Here is a 26,298-nt window from a genome sequence, read left to right as displayed (position 1 = left end):
GAGTAATGTGGGGAAAACATTGTACGAAAAGTTATGGGATTGTCATGTTGTTCATGAAGAGGAAGGTCAACCTGCCATTCTTTACATAGACCTGCATTTGATTCATGAAGTAACAACACCACAGGCATTTGATGGACTTCGTGCAAAAGGCAGAAAGGTAAAGCGGCCAGACAGAACGTTAGGGACTTTAGATCACAGCATTCCAACCACCTCTAAGTTCCTGCCATTTGAAGATCCTGTAGCTAAAAAGCAGGTAGATACACTTGAAGCAAATTGTAAAGAGTTTGGGATTACTTTGTATGATTTAAATAGCAGGAATCAAGGAATTGTACACGTAATTGCCCCTGAACAAGGAGTCACTCAGCCGGGACAAACCATCGTTTGCGGGGATAGCCATACAGCGACACATGGGGCATTTGGGGCACTAGCTTTTGGAATTGGTACAAGTGAGGTAGAGCATGTTCTAGCTACCCAAACTCTAAAACAATATAAATCTAAAACGCTTGCAATTAATTTTAACGGGGAATTACCAATAGGCGCTGCTGCAAAGGATTTAATTCTAGCATTAATTGGCAAATATGGACATGATTTTGCCACGGGTTATGTCATTGAATATCGTGGTGACGGTATTAAGAAACTGTCGATGGAAGAGCGTATGACCATCTGTAATATGTCCATTGAAATTGGAGCACGTGCGGGTCTGATTGCACCAGATGAAATTACGTTTTCCTATTTAAAGGATAAGCCGAAAAGTCCAAAAGGCGAGCTTTGGAATGAGGCATTATCTTACTGGCAAACCTTTTATTCTGATGATGATGCCATCTTTGATTTAACAGTAGAGTTTAATGCAAGTGAGGTCGTACCACAAGTCACTTGGGGGACGAATCCAGGGCTTGTTGCCGCTGTAACCGATCTGGTGCCTTTACCTAAAGATATGCCAGAAGGAAAACAAAACATGGCTGAGATGTCGTTAGAATACATGGCGCTCGAGCCGGGGACACGAATAACAGATATACCGATTAATACGGTTTTTATTGGTTCCTGTACAAACAGCCGGATTGAAGACCTGCGCGAGGCGGCAAAAGTTGCAAACGGATACAAGGTGAAGAATAGAGTTCGAGCATTGGTTGTTCCAGGTTCACAAGTGGTTAAAGCGCAAGCTGAGGCAGAAGGTCTTGATAAGATTTTTCTAGAAGCTGGTTTTGAATGGAGAGAGCCTGGGTGCAGCATGTGCTTAGGGATGAATACAGACACTGCGAATCCTGGCGACCGGATTGCATCGACATCTAACCGTAATTTTGAAGGCCGGCAAGGCAAAGGTGCTAGAACGCATCTTGTTAGTCCTGCAATGGCTGCAGCAGCCGCAATAAAGGGCTATTTCACCGATGTGAGGAATTGGAACATTAAAGTAGCGGAGGAGGTGTGAATATGGAACCACTGAAGGAATTCACTGGGATTGCAGCACCGTTAGATCGTGAAAATGTTGATACCGATGCCATTGTTCCTAAACAATTTTTAAAGATTATTAATAAAACAGGTTTTGGTAAATTTCTATTTTACGATTGGCGATATTTGGATGGAGAAAAGGATAACCCAGACTTTGTCCTAAACCAACCCAACTATCGTGGTGCCAGTATTCTTTTAACAAGAAAAAACTTTGGCTGTGGATCATCACGGGAGCATGCACCATGGGCTCTAGCTGACTATGGGTTCCGTATCATTATTGCGCCTTTATTTGCTGATATCTTCTATAATAATTGTTTTAAAAATGGGATTCTGCCCATTCAACTATCGGAAGAAGAGGTACAAACTCTTTTTGAAAAAGAAAAGGTTGCTCCGAATTACCAGATTTCTATTAATCTGGAAGAAAAGGTAGTTTATGATCATGAAGGCTTTAGATCTTCCTTTACACTAGACGATTATCGTAGAGATATGCTGTTAAAGGGTCTTGATGAGATAGGCATGACGATTGAATATGCTGCTAAAATAGAAGCATTTGAAGATAAACATCCGATTTTTTATCAAATTTAATTTGATTTTTTAGAAGGAGTGAAGATATGTCTCAATCTTTCGAAGGGTTCGGTGATTCTTCTGGATTTGGAGCAAGACCTGCGATTATTGTTGTCGACTTTATCAATGGATTCACAAATCCTGCATCTGCTTTGGGATCGGATTTAACCAGCCAGTTGGAAGCAACGAAAACATTACTTGATCATGCTAGAAGTAAGGCTGTTCCCATTGTGTTTACAACGGTCATCTATGAACCTCATTATCGGGATGGCGGCTATTTCATAAAAAAAATACCTGCCTTAAAACTACTAACGGCGGATAGCGAATGGGTAAATGTCGATGAGAAGCTGGAGCGCGATGAAACGTCAGAGCCTCTTATTGTAAAAAAATTCGCCAGCTCGTTTTTTGGAACGCACCTTCACTCCTTCTTAACGAGTGAAAGAGTAGATACTGCTATTATCACAGGCTGTACGACCTCAGGCTGTGTGCGGGCAACTGCAGTTGATGCATTGCAGTATGGCTACAGAGTAGTGGTACCAGAGGAATGCGTTGGTGACAGGTCGATGGAAGCGCACAAAGCAAATTTGTATGATATACAGACTAAATATGGTGATGTGACATCCTTAGAAATGGTAATAGATTATCTAAATCAGTTAACTTAAGGGGGTAACACAAATGTATCGTGTAGCTGTTGATGTTGGGGGAACTTTCACGGATATTGTTCTACAAAATGAGGAAACTGGCAGTATTTATGTAACAAAAGTACCATCTACCACCTCCGATCAATCGATTGGACTCATGCATGGAATTAAAAAGGTTTGTCAGGAAGTTGGCATTGAACTTTCACAAATCAAGACGATTATCCATGGTACGACGGTTGCAACAAATGCTGTGCTAGAAGGAAAAGGTGCAAAGGTAGGGTTATTAACCACAGCTGGATTTGAGCAGGTTCTTCATGTGGCACGTTCTTGGACTCCGGCACCAATTAGTGCTTGGATTGGCTTTCTAAAGCCTGAACCATTAGCAGACCTCGTAAATACGCGCGGGGTAAGAGAACGAGTGACAGCTTCCGGTGAGGTTCATCATGAGTTAGATGAAGAAGATATCAGGGAACAAATAATAGATTTATATAATCAGGGCATCGAGAGTTTAACGATTAGTTTAATCAACTCCTATTCCAATCCGATCCACGAAAATCGGATTAAGGAGATTGCCCAGAGTATTAACCCTGACATTCCTGTAACCATTTCTTATGATATTCTACCAGAGTTTCGTGAATATGAGAGAACGCTGACGACGGTTATGAATTCTTACGTTCGTCCTCCCATGCAAAGATATTTAACTAATATTGAGGAAAAGGTAAATGCAGAAAAGATGGATAGCCGGGTTAGTATCGTTCGCTCAGATGGCGGATTGATGAGTATACCTGCTGCTGCCACCCGCCCAGTACATACCATGTTGTCTGGTCCATCAGGCGGAGTAACTGCTTCGGCTATGATCGGTAATCAAATTGGCCATAAGAATGTTATTTCATTTGATATGGGTGGAACTTCAACAGATGTATCCTTAACGTATAATGGGAATCCGAAGGTTGCCCGCGAAACAAAGGTAGGCGTCTTCCCGGTAAAAGCTCCATCACTTGAGGTTGAAACAGTGGGCGCGGGAGGCGGGTCAATCGCACACGTGCCGCCATCTGGTGCACTTCGTGTCGGACCGCAAAGTGCGGGTTCCGAACCTGGTCCTGCATGCTATGGCCGAGGCGGCACAGAACCAACAGTTACAGATGCCAATGTTGTACTAGGCTACTTACCGCCAAGCTTAGTTGGGGGAGAAATGAGTTTAGATGTAGAAGCATCCAAGCAAGCAGTAAACAAGGTTGCTGAAAGATTAGGAATTGATCTCTACCGTGCAGCTAAAGGAATATACGATATTGTTAACGAGAATATGTATGGAGCGATAAGAGTTGTTTCTGTTGAAAAAGGCCATGACCCTCGTCAGTTTGCCTTGGTAGCGCTAGGGGGAGCTGGACCTCTTCATGGCAATGCGTTAGGAAATTTATCAGGAACCTTCCCGGTCATTGTTCCTCCAACTCCAGGCGTATTATCAGCATTAGGATTCTTACAATCTGATATAAGAAATGAATACTCCAAGACATTTATTAGGATATTAAGCGAACTAGATAAAGAAACACTTGTGGATGAATTAGAGGTTCTTGGCAATGATGCAAGACAATGGCTGCAAGATGAAGGGGTTAATGCCGACAGACAAATCGTGAATCATGAAGTGGATGTAAGGTACTACCGTCAAGGTCATGAGATTGCTTTACAAGTAGACCTTCAAGAGTTATTAGAACAAGGTTTAGTACGAATCAAAAACAAATTCGACGAAATTCATGAAAGCATCTATGGATTTAAGATGGACATCGACATTGAGGTTGTCAATTTACGAGCGGTATCAATAGGGAAAGTATCTTCTCCAACCATCCCTGCTAGTGAGCCAAGTGATTCAGATGCCAGTCAGGCAATAATTGATCCTAACCATGAAGCATATTTTGATGGGGAGTTTGTGAAAACTCCATTATATGATAGAGATTTACTTCGACCGAATAACGAGGTGTATGGACCTGCCATCGTTACACAAAAAGATAGTACCACCTTAGTTTTACCTGGGTTTGTAGCAACCGTTGATAAGTATATGAATCTATTAATCTCTAAGGAGGTATAAATGATGAAGGTGCAAACAAGAGTTGATTCTATAACCGTTGATATTATTGAAAACGCTTTAAAGAATATAAAGGAAGAAATGGATGTTACCCTTTTCCGTTCTGCGATGTCACCTGTTATTCGCGAGCAGCATGATTGTTTTCCAATGATTACAAATCCTGATGGGAAAATGGTTGTTGGGAATTTTGGTTCTCATGTCCCAGAGGTTATTGCCCATTTTCCTGAAGGTGTTCATGAAGGAGATGTTATCTTCTTAAGTGATCCATATAGCTGTGGGGGATCTATTTCACACGTGAATGATTGGATGGTCATTGTTCCTATTTTTCACGAACAGAAAATCGTAGGCTATGCATCGATGTTTGGCCATGTGATGGATGTTGGCGGACCTGTTCCATCAAGTATGCCTGTAGGGGCAACCTCTATTTTTGGTGAAGGCGTTCGTTTTCCACCGGTCAAATTATACGAACAAGGAAAATTAAACGATGCCATCATCAAGATTCTTAAAACAAACAGCCGTACTCCTATCGAAAATTATAGTGACTTAATGGGAATTGTCGCGTCTTGCCGTACAGCTGAAAAGCGGGTAAAAGAGGTTTGTGATCGTTTTGGTTCTGATGTGTATCTTGACGCTTTGGACCATTTATTAGACAGGACAAAGATGATGATGAAGCATTTAATCACCAATTTTTTACCTGAGACACCAGTTTCGTTTGAGGATTACATTGACAGTGATGGATTAGGAAATGGTCCATTTAAGATGAAGCTAACGATCTGGAGAGAAGGAGACCAAGCCTATTTTGACTGGACTGGTACAGATCCTCAGGCTCCGGGACCTATTAACTATTATCTAAGTGAAAATATGTTTAAAATGTTTATTGGGGCATTCCTCATCTCAGTGTTTGACCCAGCAATCATGTTTAATGACGGCTTTTATGACAATCTTCATATCGAAACACCAGAAGGAAGCTTATTACGTCCAAAATACCCTGCCGCATTAGGGTGTCGTACACATGCGCTAAGTCGTCTATTCGATGTTTTAAGTGGTGCACTTTCTCTGAATTCACCTGAAAGCAGCCCGGCTGCGGGATATGGTACAAGTCCTTACTTTATCTATTCCGGCACAGATGAAAATAATAGACATTTCCATCTAATGGAGGTTATGTACGGAGGATTGCCAGGAAGACCGATAGGAGACGGTCTGGACGGGCATTCATGGTGGCCGGCATTTGTTAATATCCCTACGGAATACTTGGAAACATACTATCCACTGCGGGTGGAATATTATCGAACAGGTAAAGATTCTGGAGGCGCTGGTTTACACCGCGGTGGAAACTGCAATGAAAAACTATATACGTTCTTATCATCAGGAACCGTATCGATTCATGATGATCGTGCAGCCTTACAGCCATGGGGAATTAATGGGGGGGAACCAGGGTCTTCCTCTTACAAACTGCTTATCAAAAATGGCGGTCAGGAAAAAATAGTACTAGAGTCAAAAGTAGACCATATTGAGGTCGAAAAAGGAGACCAGCTTCTATTCGTTACAGGTGGAAGCGGCGGTTGGGGGGATCCATTATCGAGAGATCCTGAAAAAGTAAGATTGGACGTTATCCGTCGATTAGCAAGTATTGAGAAGGCCAGAGAATCCTATGGGGTAGTATTGAATCCAGAGAGCTTTGAAATTCACAATGAGCAGACTGAAGCATTGCGTCAAGAAATCCGTAAATCACGTGGAGAACTGAAAAGCTTTGATTATGGAAATAGAGATGAAATAGTGGCGAATCGTCAAATATAGGATTGTATAATATTAACTGAATCAGTTGTTCAGCCCTTTCTTTAAAAAGGGCTGATTTTTTTGGTATACCTCATTTACAACCGTCACAGAGAAGCCTAACAGGTAAACCGTTTTTAGCATGAAACTTGTTTACGTTTTGACTCTAAAAATTCTCTTGATCTCAGCACTTAACCCGGTAAAAGTGAATGATTGTGCGGCTTCACTATTTTTATATGTTGCACTATTGCTAATATTAAAATCTTCAAAAAGATAGACAGTTACTTCCCTATTGTCTGGATTAACGATCCAGTACTCACTCACCCCACAAGACATGTACAAATCGAGTTTCTTTATAAGATCTTTTCTTCGCGTACTTTTTGAAAGTACTTCAACGACAAGTGAGGGGACACCTTTATAATAGTCATCTTCACTTAATTTATCCTCCAAATCACAAATAATCATAATGTCTGGCTGAACAATATTAATGTTTTCGGGTGTTCTTCTAAGCTCAATATCGTAAGGAGCGACTATCGGTGTACAATTTGTACCTTGGAAAAAGTTATAAAAAATACCAAATAACTCAGTTATAGCTATTTGATGAACCGTTCTTGGCGATGCGAGTAAATAGATTTCACCGTCAATATACTCGTACCGTTCATCGGACTCCTGTTGTAAGTGAAGAAATTCATCATAAGATGCTTTTTTCCCAAGAGGACTGTATTCTGGTGCTTTTTCGTAGACCACATTAGTTAAGTTTGTATCATCCAATGCCGATTCTCTAATTGCTGTTAATTTAGCAATTTCTAAACCGTTTCGTGTAATGACAATATCCTCTTGTGCCACAAGCATTAAATACTTTCCAAAATTATTTTGTAACTCAGTTGAACTGACAATCATTAGTGACACCTCCATTATTAGCTAAAATAGCTAATTTAGCTAATTGGATTGTATGATATTATATTTTTATTTTCAAGTGTAATGAATACAAAAGGTAAAGCGAACAGTGCCAGGCACTGTTCGCTTGTATTGCTAATTTTGGATATTTATTATGAACAGTGTTACAGGCACTGTAAACCCTATGAAGCTGAAGAAAGCTGTAATAAATCTAATTGATTTATTACATTTTTCACTAAAATCATATCTGTATGAATATAATTTGACCCGAATAGTTTATGTAAATCGGAGAGAGTTAATTGACTTCCATTTACAAGTCCATTTTTGATATAGATGTATACGGTAAAATGTTGTTGTAAAAACCGCAAAAAGTCATTTAAATTTACACCGGATTTTTCCATATACTCACTATTAAACTCAATAAAACCTAAAGCAGAAGCACTTTTCTGAATTAGTTCTGTCATCCCTTTTAAAACAAATGCTTCATAGCCCTCAACATCCACTTTAAATAAAATAGTTTTGTTCGTTACATCCTCTTCGACGATTGAATCAATCTTAACAGAGTTAACCGTTGTTTGTTCAATCATGTCATGTGCAGGACGATAGGCTGCAGAAGATGTTCCAGACCAATGTTTATCCACATAGAACGTCTTTTCTTCTTCTTTATCTGCCGCAAAAACATTAAAGATCTTAATTTGCTCTTTATTTCGATGAACCTCTCTTGATTGATGAATATACGTTAACAAATCGCGATTCGCTTCGATTCCATAAATTTGTGTGTGGGTAGGATAATTTGTCGAGAAAATACATTCACCATAGTTTACGCCTACATCGATAACCAAATCTGGTGAATACTCATTCACAGCGTTCATCCAAAAATGGGCCAAACGCTTTTGAGTCATCCCATTACTGATCAACAATGCTCTGCCACGATTTTCTTCGGAATTGATAAAGATCATATTGGAGGAAGGCAGCACAATTTCTTTTGGAATTTTACTAGTATTCAAGGTCCTGTATTTAAGAAATATCCCTAAATCAATTAAAAACTTCCACGTCCTCGGATAATTTTCCCACATTTTTAATATGAATGTCTTTCCCGCAGATGCTCTCGTATTCATTTTTTCCCCCTTGTAAATGTAAATAACTACATCCATAGAATTTTCTGTTTACACAGAAAACTCCTTCACAGTTCAGAAAGATTAACAATAAATTTACAAAGTCTTAGAAGAAAATCAGTCGAAGGACTGTTAAGCTAAATTCAGTTCAATTGTATAGTTACATGAAAGAGACTAAATAAATGAAAGTGAGGAAAACATTGATGAAAAATAGTATTAGGGGCATTCGTTGATGGTAATGCGCGTGTGCTCAAACCTATTGTCACGGGAGTACTTATAGGTGTGACTCTAGTAATTTGGTAACGATTCATAATGTAAAATCGGTTAAAAAAGCTTTAAAACAGAGGTGACTTATGTATTTCAGAATAATCCGTAATGACATTTTAAAGAGTAAAGCGATAACGCTGACAACAATGATATTTGTAGCTGCGGCCTCTATGCTTGTTTCGCTTGCGGCGATACTTGTTGTAAATCTTTCTGGTGCGCTAGATACGCTTATGACGCAGGCGAAAACTCCGCATTTCATGCAAATGCATTCCGGTGATTTTGATGCCGAGCGACTTAAATCCTTTGCAGAGCAAAATAACAACGTCGAAGAATATCAGGTAGTTGAGTTTCTAGGCATGGACGGCGCGGAGATTCTCTTAGGCGATCATTCGCTCAGCGATAGTGTTCAAGATAATGGCTTCAGCATACAGAACGAAAAATTCGATTATCTTCTTGATCTTAACGGCAACATCATCAGTGTATCCGACAGCGAGCTTTATGTTCCAGTAACCTATATGAGGGACAACACGACAAAGGTCGGTGACAAGGCCGTAATAAGCGGGAAGGAATTTACCGTTGCGGGATTTCTCCGTGATTCGACCATGAATTCCTCACTCTCCGCTTCAAAGCGATTTCTTGTAAGCAACAAAGATTTCGCAGAATTAAAAGGCCTTGGAAGTATCGAGTATCTGATTGAGTTTAGATTAAAGGATTTCTCGGCGATAGGCGAATTTGAAACAGCTTATGCTTCCGCAGGACTTGAAGCGAACGGACCAACGGTTACCTATACTCTTTTCAAAACGATGAACGCCATTTCAGACGGGATGATGATTGCGGTTATCCTTCTAGTAAGTATACTTGTCGTTGCCATCACTTTTATGTGTATACGTTTTACGCTCCTTGCGAAAATCGAAGACGACTACCGTGAAATTGGTGTTATGAAGGCAATAGGGCTTCGTCTTTCCGACATAAAGAAGATATATCTTGCGAAATATGCAGCTATTGCGGTGGCAGGTAGTATTCTTGGATTTATTCTTTCGCTTATGTTCCAAGGCATGCTTCTTGAAAATATACGGATTTATATGGGCGAAAGCGAAAGTTCTTCTGTTGCCCTAGGTTTAGGAATGATTGGCATACTGATTGTATTTCTTGCAATTGTTTCTTATGTAAACTTTGTTTTGAAACGGTTTCGGAAAATATCCGCTGCGGAAGCTATTCGCTATGGTACTTCTCAGGAAAAGAAAACTGGCGCAAAGCGTTTTTCCTTAACTAGTAACAGACTGGTTAGCACAAATATTTTTCTTGGAATCAAGGATGTACTCGTCAGAAAAAGACTTTACGCCACCATGCTTGTGGTCCTGGTGATTTCGGCATTTATCATGATTGTTCCCCAGAACCTCTACAACACGATCTCCTCAAAAAGCTTCATTCAATATATGGGTATTGGAAACTACGATTTGCGCATTCAGACCAATATACCTGAAAAAACCAATGAAATTGTGAAGACGATAGACAGTGACAGTGCCGTTTCAAAGTATACTGTTCTGATAACGGAGACTTTCAAAGTAAAAACAAAAAACGGGTCAGAGGAAAATATAAAAGTTGAACTCGGTGACCATTTGGCGTTCCCTATAGAGTATTCTGAGGGCAGAGCGCCCGATCGTGATGACGAAATCGCTCTTTCGGCTATTAACGCCGGTGAGATGAGCAAAAAGGTCGGCGATGTCATTACGCTGGTGATTGAAGGGAAGGAGAAGAATCTCACGGTAACCGGAATATACTCCGATGTTACAAACGGCGGCAAAACCGCAAAGGCTGTATTCACCGATCATTCGGCGAACATCATGTGGACCATCGTCTGTGTTGAACTTTCGGACAAATCCCTTGTCGGCAGTAAGGTTTCAGGATATTCGGCCAAATTTGATTTTGCAAAAACTTCAGACATTGATGAATTTGTTTCTCAAACCCTCGGCTCGACCATAAGCTCGGTCGAAAGGGCTTCCTACGCCGCAGTTGCTGTTGCGCTGGTTATTACGGTACTGGTTACACTGTTGTTCATGAAATTGCTTGTTGCAAAGGATAGATATTCCATTGCCGTAATGAAGGCACTCGGTTTTACAAACTCGGATATTAAGGCGCAGTATGTTTCTCGCTCGGTTTTCATTCTAATTGTCGGAATTACTCTCGGTAGTTTTCTCGCGAATACTCTCGGAGAGGTTCTTGCCGGCGCACTTATCTCTTCGTTCGGAGCGTCTACGTTTAATTTTACGGTCAATCCGCTTACGGCGTATCTGTTTAGTCCGCTGCTGATGATATTCACGGTACTTATCGCAACGATGATCGGCACATCGAGCGCGGGGCAAATAAAAATTTCAGAAAATATAAAGGAGTAGGAGGAGTCGGCCAAATGAAGAAGATTATTATTGGTGATCAAATAGTAAAAGCGTTCGGTGAGGGTGATGAACAGCGCAATGTTCTCGACGGAGTGTCCGTTGAAATCAACGAGGGAGAGTTTGTTTCAGTTATGGGACCCTCGGGATCGGGAAAATCGACGCTGATGTTTTCGCTGAGCGGAATGGACGGAATTGACAGGGGAAAGGTCGCTTTTGACAGCATGGATTTGTCGGCGGTCAGAGAGAATGAACTTTCAGATATACGTAGAACAAAAATGGGATTTGTATTTCAACAGCCGACTATGCTGAAAAATCTCAATATTATCGACAACATCATTCTTCCGTCAATGCGCGGCAACAGAAAGAACGTCGCAAAAATCACCCAGAAAGCAAGAGCACTTATGAAAAGGGTAGGCATTGCAGAGCTTGAAAAGCGCGACATTACACAGGTTTCGGGAGGTCAGCTTCAGCGTGCGGGAATCTGCCGAGCGCTTATGAACAGCCCCAAAATTATCTTTGGCGACGAGCCTACAGGCGCTCTCAACTCAAAATCAGCGCAGGAGATTATGGACATATTTTCCGAAATCAACGCGAACGGTACCGCGGTTATGCTTGTAACTCACGACGCGAAGATTGCGGCGCGGACTGAGCGTATTATGTTTATGCGTGACGGGAAAATTGTGAGTGAGCTTAAGCTTCCCAAGTTTGAAGGGACGGATATTGATGGCAGAGTCGAAGTTATAACGGTGAAAATGCGGGAAATAGGAATATGAGCTTTGCAAGGGAAATTCTTGCAGAGCTTTTTAAGAAAAAGGATATTCCCATCAGTTAGAATAAAAGATCAACTTTTTAAGAGAAAACACTGATCATGTCAAAAGCAAAAGTTAGAAAAAGAAACGCAGTCATGGCACATCCAGCTGCAATGCTTTTTCCTCTACGTTCAGGACTTGAGGACTTTAGTACATACCTAAAATAAAAAAATGAACCTACTGTAATAATGAACAATTCAACTAGAAGGCTAGCGAAAGCAGATTCCCATAGTCCGAAACCAAGAAGTGGAAAATCTCCTGCATTTCCTGGGAGGATAGGCATATCAGGGCGATGAACGATTAAATCTAAAATCCAGTGGCTAAACACAACGGCACCAATAATAACCCCTGATTTTTTACCCCAAAATCCCCCAGCAATGCAAGCGGCTAGAATAGCAAGCAAAAGAGCTCCCAAAAAGGAATGAGTGTAGAAAGCGTAGATTATTACTTGGGCATAGCCCCCTTCTCCAATTGGCACTATAGACTCCACTCCAGCTAGATTAAAAGGTATAAACGCAATATCAAGCAATTGTGAACTGACGACTAGTGACCAAAGTGGCAATTCCGGGGTTTTACTTTTCACTGCAGCAGCAACTCCAAAATGTCCAGTGAACATTTCAACCACCTCCTAAAACAATAATGAAACATTATTTCGGTTCTGTATAGGTAATATTCAATGATAATTACATATTTACAAAATCAATAAGTTAAATTTACAAAAATCAAACATTTTCTAGTTTTGCTTTTTTTACTGTGAGGTTTAGAGAAGGGAAAAGGTTTAGGAATCCTTTATGGAAGAAAACAAAGGAAGACCACCAGCGTTAGCGAACAGTTCCAGGCACTGTTCGCTTGGAGAATATCTCATAAGTAAAGAGGGCAGTTCGTTAGGAATCAATGGAAACCTAAGGAACTGCCCTCTTTTATGTGTGATTCGTTTATGCCTGTTTATTCTGCCATTAGTATGAAAAATCTTATGCCGCTTCCTGCTGAAAACAAGGATCATTGAAGTATACAACTTGAGAAAGAATGTTAGTGCCATTCAAGTTATTCATAGCCTCTCTTGCTTGTTCCTCCGTTTCGAATTCAAACATGGAAATCGTTGAATCTACATAACACGTTATAATCCACATGAATATTTCTCCTCTTTTAAGTTATTTCTGCCCTGCAGACTGGACATCTTATGGCTAAAGCGAATGCTGTAGTAAACCTAAGGTTGATTTAGCTGGAATGAAGTCCCTATTCAGTTTTTGAAGAATTAATTACTAATTGATATGGACCAATGATAATGCAATAATGAAAATAAATAAAATCTAAAAAAATTATAACGAGATATAAAAAAAAGTAATATGGCAGAATTTAGGAGGAAAAAGTGGATTATCGTGATTGGGAAATACTGAAGGTCCTCTATAGTCAGAAGAACCTAACGAAAGCAGCGCGGCTTTTGTTTATTACACAACCTGCTTTAACAAGCCGTTTGAAGCACATGCAGGATGAATTAGGTGTGAAAATAGTAACGCGTGAAAGCAGAGGGATTCATTTTACCCAAGAGGGAGAATATCTTGTTCAATGTGCCGATACTATCCTTGCACAGTATAACAAAATAAAAGAGCATGTCCAGAATATGAGTATTAGCGCAGGTAATGAAGTGGCAGGGACATTAAAATTGGGTGTATCTAATTTTTTTGCGAATTATGAACTGCCTTATATTTTGAAGTTATTTAAAAGCCAGTATCCACTTGTGGAATTTAAAATTATTACAGGCTGGAGTAAAGATGTGAGTAAACTTATACACAAAAAGGATGTTCATATCGGCTTTGTTCGAGGCGACTATAGCAATAGAGGACTAGAGAAACAATTGTTATTTCAAGAAACAGTTTCTGTTACGTCGAGGGAATCGATTGACATTCTTGATTTGCCTAATCTTCCTAGGATTAACTATAGCGGAGATTACTTATTAAAATCATTAATTGATAATTGGTGGGCTGAAAACTATACACAGCCGCCTTTAAACAGTATAGTAGTGGATCAGGTTGATACTTGTATGGAAATGGTTATAAACGGATTAGGCTATGGCATCTTGCCCCGCCGAATGCTCAAGAATACAGATCAATTATATAAACAAGATTTAACAGACCACAATGGAAATCCTATATTACGCAAAACATGGATGTATTACCATAAGGAATCCTTGGAATGGAATGTCGTAAAGGCTTTTGTGAATTTTATTGAGACATTGGAATTTACAGAGTGATCCCCTTGATAGAGCTTGGATATTCCAAGCTCTATTTTTATTAAGTGAAAAAGCAAGTAAATGAAAATTTTTGTAAAAATATCCACGATGGATTAGAAGAAACAAGACAGAGTCATTGCAATTACGGATTGTAAAGCCTTCTATTATTTTCCACTCCCATTAAGCGTGCAGCCAGTCATAGTACATAACTTCGCCTGTCTCGAGCACATAACGGAACGGCTTACTCTCACATCGATTTTCAAACAATTGTTCAAGATAGAATTCTTTTATTTTGTTGGTTAAAATGCCATAAAAAAAGGCAATTGGTTTTACTACCTGCTTAGTAGATTTCAGTTTACGGATCAGCTGCTTAAAGGACTGAATTGCGATTGTGAGAACGTCTTCTGTGTTTTGGTCACATTCAAATCGAAATGCAGCGATTTGGACCATATGCAAGTATTCTTCAATTGTTTTCGCATCAGAAAAGAAGTATTTTACAGACTGAACAAAAGCTTGAGGAACTTTATCACTAACAAAAGAGTCATCGAGTTCAATACGCGCTTCGTTACGTTTATTAATCTTTTGATTATTAGTTTTTAAAAGATTATTAGTTTCTTTAGGGTGGTCCAATTTTTTTGCCTTGGGTGGTTCACTTTGTGGGAAACGATTAAAGCTATATAAGTTGCTAGTCTGCGATCCATTTTTCCGTTCGGTTTCATAACTGGTCAGGATACCTAATTCTTTGGCTTTGATGGTCATTCGTTTAAACGTTGAGCGTGAGATCCCGTTCCCTTGATACTCTTCATTAATTGCTTTCAGCACAGTTCCAATCTTTGCATTACAAACCCCAGGTACCTTTACAGAAAAACGAACCAGCCGTTTCAAACCGACAAGTTCTCCCTTCGAGAACTCATGCTTCTTCACAGCTAACCACATCTCCACATGCGTATTAAATTCCTTCACACTTTTAAACTGAGAATACCCTTCAAACCCTTCAATTCTGCCTGATTTCAAATTCATTTAAATGCACCACCCTTTTCTACCCTCTATATATGGAAATAGGGGGCAAAAGGACAGGGTCGTTTGCGGAAAGTTGTTACAGAATTGTGTACTTAGTAGAATAATAAAGAGATTCGGCAAATGCTAAGTAGTTTAGCTAAATGCTATGCCAAACTGTTGAATTTTTTTTCGAAGGGAAATACAAAAAATTGCTTAATTTTCTAACAGCATCTCCTTCAGTCACTTATAAAAATACGACTGAGGGCTTAGAAAATAATTAGGCTATAGCAGGTTAACCTAATAAAGACTATCTTGTATGATTATGTTTGTACTTCAAGCCTTTAAAAATATACACCGATTTATTGGGGGAAAATTATTTGAAAACACCTTTAAATTCGAAGAAATTATTTTTTATTCTTCTGTTAATAATTTTTGCAATGCCTATGTTCAACCTTCATTTAACAGTACAAGCTGCTCAACCGTTTAAAACAGAAGATGTTGATAAATTTGTCACTAACTATATAGAACGTAATGGGCTACCTGGTGCATCCATTGTAGTTGTGAAAAAGGGGAAATTAGTATATGAGAAAGGATATGGTCACGATTCTGAAGGTAAACCTATAACAGAAACGTCATTAATGAGAATTGGTTCTACATCCAAATCATTTACTGCATTTGCTGTTTTACAACTCGTTGATGAAGGGAAACTCCGACTGGATGACCCAGTAATTAAATATTTATCAGAGGTTAAAATTGACGACCCAAGATGGAAAGAAGTTACAGTACGTCAACTATTGAGTCACACATCAGGGATTCCAAATCCAATTATTGTTCCTCCGGCGAATAACTTAAGAGCAGGTGTGGAACGTTTGAATGATTGGAAGTTGCAATCGAACCCAGGAGAGAAATACTATTATAGCAATGGAAATTACTGGGTCCTAGCACTTCTGGTAGAGGAAGTAAGCGAAATAGAATTCTCTCAATATCTAAAGCAAAAGATATTCTCTCCATTAGGAATGGATGACTCACTCACAACAGTGAACTCTACTGATTTTGTACAAGGGCTGCCTAAAGGATATGTAACAGCATATGGAACTGCGATACCTTGGACAGAGCTTAAAGCGATGGATATGGGGGCTGGAAGTGTCATATCGACAGCATCAGATATGGGGAAATGGCTTTCTATGCACACAAACATAGGAAAAAACGAATCAGGACAACAATTGTTATCGAAAGAATTATTGGAAGAATCTTATTCACCGCAGCCTGGTAGCGAAAAATACGGACTTGGTTGGTCTTTAAGCTCGCCAAACGTCAAACCAGAACGTATTTCACATAGCGGGGCACTGTCAACGTATCAAACTCAACAAGATATTGTTCCTAGTAGTGGTTATGCGGTTGCAGTTTTACTAAATAGTTTTACCCCTACTTTAGAACACGCATATGAAATTAGTTCGGGAATTATCCAATTGACTGAAGGACAAGAACCAGAATTAAAAACTCCAATGCCTAAAGTAATCGATTTATCACTTGGTGTTTTCACATTGATATATTTACTATTAGGAATCAGAGGAATTCTGCGGAGTAAAAAATGGTCAGATACACGAAGACAACAACCTACTTGGAGATTTATATTTCGATTGTTTCCTCAATTGGTTCCAGTTTCATTAATCGGATGGTTGTTTTTTATTGTTCCAACCTTACAAAATAACAGCTCAACCATAATTAACGCAATTGGTCTTTACCCAGCAGCGATGTTCTTATTGGCGATTGTTTTTATCGTTGGACTGGTTCTTATAATTTTGAGAGTCTATTATCGAATAACATTAAATAAAGATTATGAATTATAGAAAATTACACTCACAAAACGCTCAGAAATATTCTGAGCGTTTTGGCTTGCGAATTATATAATTCAGAATATAATTCACAGTGCGTTTTTTATTGATTTATCAACATTTCGACGAATTTCATTCGTCTGTTTCGCCCTAATTCAAATAGTAAATCACACGACATGAAATAATTATTGGAGGGTGTGTGAATTCTTTGTGATTTAGTGAGTGAATTGTGTTGTAATTACGAAGGTTATTGGATAATTACGTTAAAATGATGTTATAGATGTTGGAAAGTTTGTGAAAAGATGTTCTTACGCTAACGGTGCAGGTTAGCAAAACACAAATAGGTGGTAATTAAAAAACAACTAGGTTGACTAAAAAACTTATAAAGGATATTATGGATACACAATATCTTTAATGAGAGAGGGAAAATAAGGATGAAATATTCAAAAGCAACAAATTATGCACTTCATACGATGTTATTTCTGGCGGTTGCTACGCCGGAGAAACATGTAGGAGTTCACCAGCTTGCTGAACGTCAAGGGGTTTCATCTACGTATTTATCTAAAATACTAACTAAACTTGTTAAGGAAGGAATGGTTGTATCCATTTCGGGTGCTAATGGTGGTTATAAACTAAGACCAGATTGGGAGAGTATATCGATTTTGGATATTATTCAGTCCATTGAAGGTCCCGCACCTTTATTTGACTATTGTTTAGATCATAATCCTGAGTGTTTGATACAAAAGTCCATTATTAACGCAGAAGAAAAGATGTTGAATGAATTAAAACAACAAAAGTTAGTCGATATAGCTAAACAGATGACATTGGCTCCTTGAGCCATGTTATTTTTAATCCTATTATAGATATTAAAGGGTTTTTATGTCTTTAATTCAATGAAACATTAACAAGTAAAGGATGGAGAGAAATGAATATTTTTGATTGTATCATTGTTGGTGCAGGTCCAGCTGGATTAAGTTCCAGTTTAACTTTAGGAAGGGCTAGAAGAAAGATTGCTGTATTTGACGATGGAACGAATAGGAACAGAGTAACAAATGAGTCACATGGATTTATTACTCGAGATGGGATAAAACCACAAGAGTTTAAAGAAATAGGGCTAAAAGAATTGGAGAATTATCCATCTGTATCTTATTTCAATGTAACAGTTACTGAAATAATTAAAGATAATGGTAATGAAAGATTTATTGTAAAAACAACGGATGGGCAGGAATTTGTTACAGAAAAGATTATATTAGCCAATGGTATTCAAGAGGTATTTTCTATTCCAAGTGTAAGAAATTATTATGGAAAAAGCCTTTTTAGCTGCCCGTATTGTGATGGCTGGGAGCTAAGGGATAAGCCGTTAATTGTATTGGCAGAAAAAGAAGAGCATGCACTCCATATGGCTAAATTAATTTATAACTGGTCAAAGGATTTAGTTGTCATAACAAATGGAGTTGAATTATCTAAAGAAGGAGTTCAAGAGTTACACAAACGCAGTATCAAAATAAAATCGGAGCCGATAAAAAATTTAATAGGTCATGACGGTTATCTACAAAAAATTGAATTTGTATCAGGAGAAACGATCATAAGATCAGGTGGGTTTGTTGTTCCATCTTTTTATCGCCCCAATCAATTTGTTGAGAAGCTTGGGTGTGAAGTACAAGAAAATGGAACAGTTATAACAGATGGTGTTGGCAGAACGACACAAAAAAATATATATATTGCGGGAGAAACTGAAAAATCCGGACCTTCCTCATTAATAATTTCTGCTGCGGATGGTAATAAAGCTGCCGTTTCCGTAAATTCTGATTTAACTATGGAACGTTTTTAATTAAGTTAATAATGACCTTTTCTTATTCAATTAACGGGTGCAAGAGTGAAAAGGCAGCGGAATATTCCGTTGCCTTTTGCCATCCATTTCTAAAAATATTTTCTATAAAATTCTCTTCTTAGGCTGCCACTTAATTGAGCATAAATCCTAGTGGTTTCGCTTTTTTCGTGCCCTAGTAAACTTTGAATGACATCGAGAGGAGCTCCGTTGTTCAATAGGTGTGTTGCATAGCTGTGGCGTAGTTGGTGTGGATGGATTTCTTTGTTGATCCCTGCACGACTTGAGATTCGTTTAATGATGTACCTCATCTGTCCTATACTCATTCGGTGCGGGTGCCGTTCAGTAACAAAAATTGCTGGGTCTTTATCTAGGCGAAGGTCTAAATATCGCTTGAGCCAGATTTCACACCGTATATTAAAGTAAACCTCCCTTTCCTTATCACCCTTACCAAGCACAATTGCAGAGCGATTTGACCAATTAATACTATTTTTATTAAGAGATACAATTTCACCTATTCTACAACCTGTTGAAAACATAAATTCAAATAATGCTTTTTCCATTGGAGTAAAACACGCTTCCCTCAAATGTTCAATTTCTCTCTCTGTTAAAAATTTCGGAATCCGTTTTCCTTGTTTAGGTTCTTTGATTTTTGCAGCTGGATTTTTATGAATATGCCCTTCCTCGTGTGACCAACGAAGTATCGATTTAATAAATCGTATTCGATGAGCCAAACTTGATGGCTTTAGGTGTTCACTTGATTTTGCCAAATATTCTTTCAGTTGATCAGTCGTCATTGATGCAATATTCACATCGTTAAAGTATTGGATAAGTAGCCTAGATTGGAGCTTATATGCTTTTAATGTCTGAGGAGAGAATCCTTCAATCCTTTTATCTGATTCATATAATTCCCAGGCTTTTGATAATAACAAATTAAATTCCTCCTTTTGGATTGTCCTAGAGGAATTATTGCCTTGATTATAGAAATGAAAACGATAGATATTGAACTATCGGTGCAGGTTTGTTGAAGAAGAGAATTGGCTTCTTTATGTCGCTTTTGACCCATTATGTTCAATACAGAAAAGGCTAGCCTATAAGGTTTGTCCTTTTTTCAATTAACTGGAGTTTTTAGCTGCTCGTTTAGCTTCTTGATGTTGTAAAATAATTGTAATGAGATGAGGTGATAAGATGGACCTTGAGATAAAGCAATTATCCAATGTTGGTACAAGTAATCCAATTACAGCAAGACTATCTATTCAAACAAGTGAGCTTATAAAACTTTTTCCATTAACAGATAAGCAAAAGGAAGATATTTTTGGTCTTTTGGGGATGGAAGTTAATGAGAGGTTAGTTACCTGTTATAAGATATACTCACAGCTACAGGAGCAATTGATAAAGGTCAATCAAACTAACAAGGATGCATACTTTAGAGGAAATGTAGTCCGTACTCCTGCTGTAATGGACTTGAGGAATTTGTGTGAAAACTTCCTTTATCAAGCAAAGTCAATATTAAGGGATTTATTAGGGATTTTTAATATCTTTTATAATAAGGAATTTTCTAAACCTCAATTTGACTTAGCATATAAATGGGCAAAAGAGAAATTTGGAGAACAAGATAACCTAACAAAAATATTGAAAGATGACCATGACACATGGATTAGAAGAATTGTATCTATGAGAAATGCTATAGAACATCCTGGAGGATACTCAGGTCATCTAAAAATCAATAACATTATGTTTATAAATAAAAATATTCCCCCATATTTTAATGCTCCAACATGGCAATTAAACAGTCATACAGAGTCCTCTATTCTTCCTGATATGGCAATTTTTATTGAGAATACTTTAGGATTATGTGAGGATATTCTAGTTATTTTGCTTGAAAAGTTACCAAAAGATGATATACCATTAATTATTTATGAAATTCCAGTGGAGGAAAGAGATGTAGATTGTCCTATTAGATTTAAGGTATCCCTCCATCCTGATTACTTAAAGCAATTAGAAAATTAACATAAAAAAGAGATGGCTTTACAGCTCACTCCATACAATATCCATCTTAGGCTCATTGTTTGTCACAGCAGTCTTTTTAATATAGGAATTTAAACTCTTTTATATCAGTATTCTTGTTGAAGTAAAGGGTGTAATAGTGGAGGAACAAGGATTGCTGCGGCGATGGTTTTTTGATATTGAGCTAACGAAGCAGGTTAGATAAAGAAGATAGAGATATAATACACCACTAATTTAGCTAAATTTACGCTTTAAATCAGCATAAAAATATATGGTATGCCGTAGATAATACACATCATCGCAAAAACAATAATAAAAGTAATTACTGGGTGTGGTAACTTGTTATAGCGTTTAATTAGGACAATACCAACCAAGATTAATATTATGACAAAAAATATTGATGACATATAAACATCCCCTAGAGAGTTTTATATAATTATTTTAGCATAAATTGGGTATTACCCATATACTCAATGAATATTAAACTAAAGAAGCAGGTTAGTTGAAGAAAGAGTTTAATACTAAGATATAATATTGAAGAAGACTTTTTTTTAATAAGTTCCATACTCCCATAAATAATACACCTCATAGGAGATTAAAATGGCTAATATAAAGGATATTGCTAAGTTAGCAGGGGTATCTATCTCAACAGTTTCAAGAGTTCTGAATAACCATCCATATGTGAGTGAAGATAAACGGAAAAAGATAGAAAAAGTAATAGAAGAATTAAATTTCCAACAGAATCTTAATGCGATTCATCTAGTTAAAGGGAAAACATTTACGGTTGGTGCCATTATTCCTTACATTGATCATCCTTACTTCCAAGCGTTGGTAAGCGGAATTATGGAAAACGCGTTTAAACATAATTATTCGGTTCTTTGCTGTGCTACAAATTATGATCAGGATGAAGAATTAAAATATCTCCATATGTTAAAAAGAAAACAGTTAGACGGTCTAATTATCTGTTCTCATTCAAATAATGGGGAAACAATCATTCCTTATACTAAGTATGGTCCTATTATAGCTTGTGAACATTTTGAACCATTACCTTGTGTATATACGGACTGGTATGAATCGTTTTTGGCAGGATTAGATTATCTTATACAAAAAGGACATAGACATATTGGCTATTGTACCGGGAGAGAACATAGCTTCAGTAGTGAAATGCGTTATTCTGCGTTTAAAGCAGCTCTCACTAAAGTCAACAAGCCTATAAAAGAGTCCTGGATATTCACAGACTGCTACACTATGAATGATGGGAAAAGAATCATTAAAGATTTCCAGACTTTAAATGATATTCCTACTGCTATTTTAGCAAATGGGGATGAAGTAGCTGCGGGGATGATTAAACAGGCAAAAATGATAGGGCTAAAAATACCTGATGATTTATCCATTATGGGTGTTGATAACCAACCTATATCAGAAGCTATAGACCTGACTACACTGGACTTAAATATAAAAGAAATTGGTAAGCAAGCATTTTCGCAGTTCTATAACGGTACAAATAAGAATATTAAAATCCCATTCAAGTTAATTGAAAGGAATACAGTTTCCACTTTGGTTTAAAAAAATCCTTGACCTGAGAATGTTTTCATAAATTAAAACTTTGATTGAAGAGTTTTAAAATACATTTCGGTCAAGGAGTGGGGCTATATGGATCACTTTATTAATTCAATACTAACGCCTGATGAACAAAAATATTCAAGTATAACTGCAACGTTTGAACTCCAAGAACTTACAGGTGTTACCTATAAATTCGCCACATTAACTGCAACGGATAAACGGCTAATCAGGTATACAAAGTATCCTCTCGGGTTGAAGGAGACGAATATATATCACTATCGAGACATAATTAATGTAGATGTAACGCAGTCATTATTTACGTTTATCAATGAAGAATCTATAAAAGTACAATTAATTAATCAAGGAAATATGAATCATTTTTTAGATACAATCAAATATTTCTCAACACACACTCCAGGAATTAGGAACTATTATAAAAAAAGTTTAGAAAATTAGTCACTTGTTGGATGTAATATTATTTCTTCTTCAATTAACGGTAGTGATTATTTAATAATAAAGGGTCGTTTTCTCTTATTCAGGTAAAGTGGCAGCATTCCTGTAATAAAAGAACCTGTGAAAAGAATTAGAATGTGAACAGGTTCACTTAAACTAAAGGGTGCTTTAGTGAATAAGATAATACAAAAAAAGGCTTAGAGTTGATTATAGCTCTAAGCCTTATTGTTTGTGAAAAAATACTGTGATTTATGTTGTGAAAGTTATGCTATTTGCTGCGTGATTAGGTCGGTGATTTGACGTTTTGCACCTCACAATTAAACTCGTTAGGAATTTTCCAAGCGTTTTTCCTATTTCTTTAACTTAAGCATAATAGATTAGGAGTGTTGTTTTTTAAACTTCACTGGTTCCTCTACATAAAATTCGATAAAACCACAACTCGGACAAACATAACAAGGGTATATGTGACTCATTGTATTTGCATTGGGTTTGACATCTGCTGGGTAAACTCTAATTGGATGACTATCTAATAGAAACTTAACGATTAATGACTTACATTTAGAACAATTTTTATCCAAAAAAGCACCTCCACCGGTAGTTTAATAATATTTCTATACAAACTCTTATACTCATCATAGCATGTTTATTATACAATTCTAAATTGCCTTACAATTTCTTAACAAATTTTACATACTAAATAGAAAACGAATTAGCTTATCAATTACATTCAATGCCTGGCACTGTTCGCGTTATTTATGGTGCAAAGTATTTCTAGTTTCTTATAATTAGGCTGTGTTAAAGTTGAATGTTGATTTTACTGTGTTTGGAAAATAAGCGGAGAATTTCCGCTTAAATTGGGAAATCCCCATATTTCCTTTATAATAAGCGGAGTTTTTCCGCTTATGGTATCCAAATCATTGGATTTTGTCTTATTTAATCAAGTTAGTCGGAATATTTCCGCTTATATCTGCTTCTTAACGTTCCTTTATCTACGATAAACGGAAATTCTCCGCCTATGAATGATCAACCCTACACGAAAATCAACAATGAATCATAACACAGCTTATAATTAAATTAACAATCTAGAAAAGAGTGTGAAAGAGAATGACAATTTTAAAAAAATAGCCAACAGTTCCTGGCACTGTTCGTGATTCCATTATTGTAGGAAGGTGAAACTATGTTTCGCAGAAAAACCATCAAATTAAGTATTGTAGTTGTAGTGATATTCATGGCGACATGGTTATTCATTACCTATATGGATTCCAACGTTGAATATTATCATATTTTTGAAGACCAGCCTGGGTTGTTTGACGCTGTGAAGGATGAAGTAGATGGTATTGAAAGAAGTAAACTGGGGTACCAGAGTAATAACGGGGATATCTTCCTTTACAAGAATGGTGGTAACGCTGCTCCCGACCTGTTTCATCCTGAAGTGAGTACGAACTTACAAGGCAAGATTCAGCAGATTAATGAATTATCGGGGGACAAACTGAGTCAACTAAGATATGTGGAGAGCGATGGGAGAAGACTCATCAGCTTCGTGTTTGACTGGGAACGGGCATATGGAGACACCTATCATATCGTATACTGCAAAAGTCAAGATGAAATAGGGAAGTCTTTCGATGAAAATGTTATTTATGACCTGAAACAGCTGGATGGTGATTGGTATGGAACTAGGATAAGGTGATGCGGGTGGCCAGTCTTATTTATTAATGGTAGGGCAGGTCAATTCGTGGTATTGTCATAGCTGTAAAAATGATCAAGTGCGAACAGTGACAGGCACTGTTCGCTATGCCTCGTTTTTGTATTCCTGTATATTGGAGCCGTCTTTAGGGTCTACTTAGACATGCGGGCAAATGACCGATCTCCATGTTTCCTTCTTGTCCAAACAAATGTAAGGACAAAGCATCCAAGTAATATAATTGCGCCAATTGTAAAAGGAAGACTCATATGCCAGTCGAATAAGGTCCCGGCTAATGCAGGTCCAATCATGTTGCCCAAACTCATGTAGGAATTATTCATACCAGCAGCATACCCTTGTTCATCGCCTGCTGTTTTCGAAATTAATGTATTGACGGCAGGGCGAATTAAAGTTGTGGCAGTTGAGAATATGCTAGCAAACAATAGGATAATGAAAAAGCCGCTGATATAAAGCATTCCATATAAACTAATCGATGCAACAAGTAAGCCGAATAAAATGATTTTCATTTCACCAAACATATTAAAAAGTTTATTTAGTGCAAAACCTTGAACAACGACCCCAATAAAGCCGCCAACTGTCATGACGATGGCAAGGTCATTTGGGGTGTAATTAAATTTATATGTTAAAAACATCGTTAATGTTGATTGAAAGTTAGCAATCCCAAATGAGAAGACAAACACAACGATTAATAGAACAAAGTACTTAGTTTTGAAGGATCGTGCCATTTGTTGGAATAGATTCTCACCTTCAACCTGCTCATTTATTACAGGTTTGATGGATGGCAGGATGATGAAAGAGAGAATTCCAGCAATGATGGTTGCGGAGCCTCCAAAATAGAAAGGAAAGTGCAAGCTGACATTGGATAGGAATCCGCCGATTCCTGGTCCAATCATAAAGCCTAATGATATTGCAGCGCCAATCCAGCCCATCGCTTTCCCCCGTTCCGCATTGGTAGTAATATCCGCCGCGTAGGCCATAATAGGAGGCACGATAAAGGCTGACCCAACACCAGTGAAGAATCTGCAAACAAAAAGCATCCATAGTTCTGTAGAAAGTCCAAAGCCGATTTGTGATAACCCATTCACCAAAAGACCGATGATGATTAAATTTTTCCGGCCGTGGCGATCAGATAAGTTCCCGGCGACTGGAGAGAATATAAACTGGGCAAAGGCAATCACAGCAATAATAAATCCCAATACCTGCCCGGCGGCACCAAATGTTTTCAAATAAGCAGGCATCACAGGGACAATGAGTCCAATCGCACTAAAGGTGATAAACATATCAAACATTAATATATACATGGCTAATCTTTTTGAGGACTTCATCATATTCTCTCTTTCTCATTTATTTCGTATGTCTAAGTAAAAATTATAGTCTTGTTTACTTCGTTAAACAATAAAAAGGAACTGACATTGAAAATGCTCCTGCTTGGTTAATTGGGGATCTTGGAAATATAGTGAATAAAGAGAAAACTGATAGAATTGAATCAGCTATGTCATTTCTGAACCTAATTCAAAATTTACTTTCGCCATAATTTCTTATCGATGGGTCAAAGTTCAGAAGGAGCTATTTTTGTACATGAAAGATTGTCCCTCATTGATAATAACGAACAGTGCCTTGCACCATAGCCATCAAGCTAAGCGAATAACTTTCAATTTTACCAAAATGGACCTATTCTTTCTTTGAAACCTAAAGA

Annotated in this window: 22 protein-coding genes; 15 read left to right on the top strand and 7 right to left on the bottom strand. The window is 37.8% G+C overall.

Annotated elements, in window-relative coordinates:
• Nucleotides 1–7 precede the first annotated feature (7 nt).
• The 5 genes from leuC to MLOOGBEN_RS28145 are packed head-to-tail and all read left to right on the top strand — an operon-like array spanning nt 8 to nt 6,528.
• Complete coding sequence (gene leuC / locus MLOOGBEN_RS28165) at nt 8–1,426, top strand: 3-isopropylmalate dehydratase large subunit (RefSeq protein ID WP_179161555.1); 1,419 nt, start codon at nt 8–10, stop codon at nt 1,424–1,426.
• Between the two features lie 2 nt (nt 1,427–1,428).
• Nucleotides 1,429–2,031: a 3-isopropylmalate dehydratase small subunit gene (gene leuD, locus MLOOGBEN_RS28160; RefSeq protein WP_179161554.1), complete on the top strand. Its 603-nt coding sequence runs from the start codon at nt 1,429–1,431 to the stop codon at nt 2,029–2,031.
• 26 nt (nt 2,032–2,057) lie between these two features.
• Entirely contained in the window at nt 2,058–2,672 is a 615-nt protein-coding gene (locus tag MLOOGBEN_RS28155) for an isochorismatase family protein (RefSeq protein ID WP_179161553.1), read from the top strand.
• Between the two features lie 13 nt (nt 2,673–2,685).
• Nucleotides 2,686–4,734, top strand: coding sequence for a hydantoinase/oxoprolinase family protein (locus tag MLOOGBEN_RS28150; RefSeq protein WP_179161552.1), 2,049 nt, complete (start codon nt 2,686–2,688; stop codon nt 4,732–4,734).
• Nucleotides 4,735–6,528: a hydantoinase B/oxoprolinase family protein gene (locus MLOOGBEN_RS28145; RefSeq protein ID WP_256989300.1), complete on the top strand. Its 1,794-nt coding sequence runs from the start codon at nt 4,735–4,737 to the stop codon at nt 6,526–6,528.
• A gap of 129 nt (nt 6,529–6,657) precedes the next feature.
• Here the strand turns inward: MLOOGBEN_RS28145 and MLOOGBEN_RS28140 are convergent, their stop codons facing one another.
• Both MLOOGBEN_RS28140 and MLOOGBEN_RS28135 read right to left on the bottom strand, forming a co-directional pair.
• Entirely contained in the window at nt 6,658–7,404 is a 747-nt protein-coding gene (locus tag MLOOGBEN_RS28140; RefSeq protein WP_179161551.1) for a type II toxin-antitoxin system Phd/YefM family antitoxin, read from the bottom strand.
• 179 nt (nt 7,405–7,583) lie between these two features.
• Entirely contained in the window at nt 7,584–8,519 is a 936-nt protein-coding gene (locus MLOOGBEN_RS28135; protein WP_179161550.1) for an FkbM family methyltransferase, read from the bottom strand.
• A 350-nt stretch (nt 8,520–8,869) separates the two neighbouring features.
• Here MLOOGBEN_RS28135 and MLOOGBEN_RS28130 point away from each other — a divergent pair, with 350 nt between their 5' ends.
• Nucleotides 8,870–11,176 (top strand): ABC transporter permease, encoded by a 2,307-nt coding sequence (locus MLOOGBEN_RS28130; protein ID WP_179161549.1) that lies wholly within the window; start codon nt 8,870–8,872, stop codon nt 11,174–11,176.
• 14 nt (nt 11,177–11,190) lie between these two features.
• Nucleotides 11,191–11,949: an ABC transporter ATP-binding protein gene (locus tag MLOOGBEN_RS28125; protein WP_179161548.1), complete on the top strand. Its 759-nt coding sequence runs from the start codon at nt 11,191–11,193 to the stop codon at nt 11,947–11,949.
• 76 nt (nt 11,950–12,025) lie between these two features.
• Here the strand turns inward: MLOOGBEN_RS28125 and MLOOGBEN_RS28120 are convergent, their stop codons facing one another.
• Both MLOOGBEN_RS28120 and MLOOGBEN_RS28115 read right to left on the bottom strand, forming a co-directional pair.
• A complete protein-coding gene (locus MLOOGBEN_RS28120; RefSeq protein WP_179161547.1) occupies nt 12,026–12,601 on the bottom strand; it encodes a permease in 576 nt (191 codons plus the stop codon).
• A gap of 355 nt (nt 12,602–12,956) precedes the next feature.
• Entirely contained in the window at nt 12,957–13,115 is a 159-nt protein-coding gene (locus MLOOGBEN_RS28115) for an RNA-binding protein (RefSeq protein WP_179161546.1), read from the bottom strand.
• A 239-nt stretch (nt 13,116–13,354) separates the two neighbouring features.
• Here MLOOGBEN_RS28115 and MLOOGBEN_RS28110 point away from each other — a divergent pair, with 239 nt between their 5' ends.
• Nucleotides 13,355–14,236, top strand: coding sequence for a LysR family transcriptional regulator (locus MLOOGBEN_RS28110; protein WP_179161545.1), 882 nt, complete (start codon nt 13,355–13,357; stop codon nt 14,234–14,236).
• 159 nt (nt 14,237–14,395) lie between these two features.
• Here MLOOGBEN_RS28110 and MLOOGBEN_RS28105 read toward each other — a convergent pair whose 3' ends face one another.
• Nucleotides 14,396–15,235 carry a hypothetical protein gene (locus MLOOGBEN_RS28105; protein WP_256989299.1) on the bottom strand — a complete coding sequence of 280 codons (840 nt, stop codon included), beginning with the start codon at nt 15,233–15,235 and terminating at the stop codon, nt 14,396–14,398.
• Between the two features lie 356 nt (nt 15,236–15,591).
• Here MLOOGBEN_RS28105 and MLOOGBEN_RS28100 point away from each other — a divergent pair, with 356 nt between their 5' ends.
• From MLOOGBEN_RS28100 to MLOOGBEN_RS28090, 3 genes are all read left to right on the top strand, one after another.
• Nucleotides 15,592–17,064 (top strand): serine hydrolase domain-containing protein, encoded by a 1,473-nt coding sequence (locus tag MLOOGBEN_RS28100; protein WP_256989298.1) that lies wholly within the window; start codon nt 15,592–15,594, stop codon nt 17,062–17,064.
• Nucleotides 17,065–17,483: 419 nt separating this feature from the next.
• Entirely contained in the window at nt 17,484–17,885 is a 402-nt protein-coding gene (locus MLOOGBEN_RS28095; protein WP_179161544.1) for an Rrf2 family transcriptional regulator, read from the top strand.
• 89 nt (nt 17,886–17,974) lie between these two features.
• Entirely contained in the window at nt 17,975–18,880 is a 906-nt protein-coding gene (locus tag MLOOGBEN_RS28090; RefSeq protein WP_179161543.1) for an NAD(P)/FAD-dependent oxidoreductase, read from the top strand.
• An 89-nt stretch (nt 18,881–18,969) separates the two neighbouring features.
• On the opposite strand, the gene MLOOGBEN_RS28085 is transcribed toward MLOOGBEN_RS28090, so the two are convergent.
• Nucleotides 18,970–19,809 (bottom strand): tyrosine-type recombinase/integrase, encoded by an 840-nt coding sequence (locus MLOOGBEN_RS28085; RefSeq protein ID WP_179161542.1) that lies wholly within the window; start codon nt 19,807–19,809, stop codon nt 18,970–18,972.
• A 256-nt stretch (nt 19,810–20,065) separates the two neighbouring features.
• Here MLOOGBEN_RS28085 and MLOOGBEN_RS28080 point away from each other — a divergent pair, with 256 nt between their 5' ends.
• From MLOOGBEN_RS28080 to MLOOGBEN_RS28065, 4 genes are all read left to right on the top strand, one after another.
• Nucleotides 20,066–20,887, top strand: a complete 822-nt coding sequence (locus MLOOGBEN_RS28080; protein ID WP_179161541.1) for a hypothetical protein — start codon at nt 20,066–20,068, stop codon at nt 20,885–20,887.
• Nucleotides 20,888–21,484: 597 nt separating this feature from the next.
• Complete coding sequence (locus MLOOGBEN_RS28075; RefSeq protein ID WP_179161540.1) at nt 21,485–22,450, top strand: LacI family DNA-binding transcriptional regulator; 966 nt, start codon at nt 21,485–21,487, stop codon at nt 22,448–22,450.
• Between the two features lie 87 nt (nt 22,451–22,537).
• The gene (locus MLOOGBEN_RS28070; protein WP_179161539.1) at nt 22,538–22,903 is read left to right on the top strand and encodes a PH domain-containing protein; all 366 of its coding nucleotides are present in this window, start codon (nt 22,538–22,540) and stop codon (nt 22,901–22,903) included.
• Nucleotides 22,904–24,077: 1,174 nt separating this feature from the next.
• A complete protein-coding gene (locus MLOOGBEN_RS28065; protein ID WP_179161538.1) occupies nt 24,078–24,587 on the top strand; it encodes a hypothetical protein in 510 nt (169 codons plus the stop codon).
• 149 nt (nt 24,588–24,736) lie between these two features.
• Here the strand turns inward: MLOOGBEN_RS28065 and MLOOGBEN_RS28060 are convergent, their stop codons facing one another.
• Nucleotides 24,737–25,930, bottom strand: a complete 1,194-nt coding sequence (locus MLOOGBEN_RS28060; RefSeq protein WP_179161537.1) for an MFS transporter — start codon at nt 25,928–25,930, stop codon at nt 24,737–24,739.
• Between the last annotated feature and the right edge of the window lie 368 nt (nt 25,931–26,298).

Source organism: Bacillus sp. EB106-08-02-XG196, assembly GCF_013396335.1.
In the GTDB taxonomy this organism is placed as follows: domain Bacteria; phylum Bacillota; class Bacilli; order Bacillales; family Cytobacillaceae; genus Neobacillus.
This window is presented reverse-complemented; position numbering and strand designations above follow the sequence as displayed.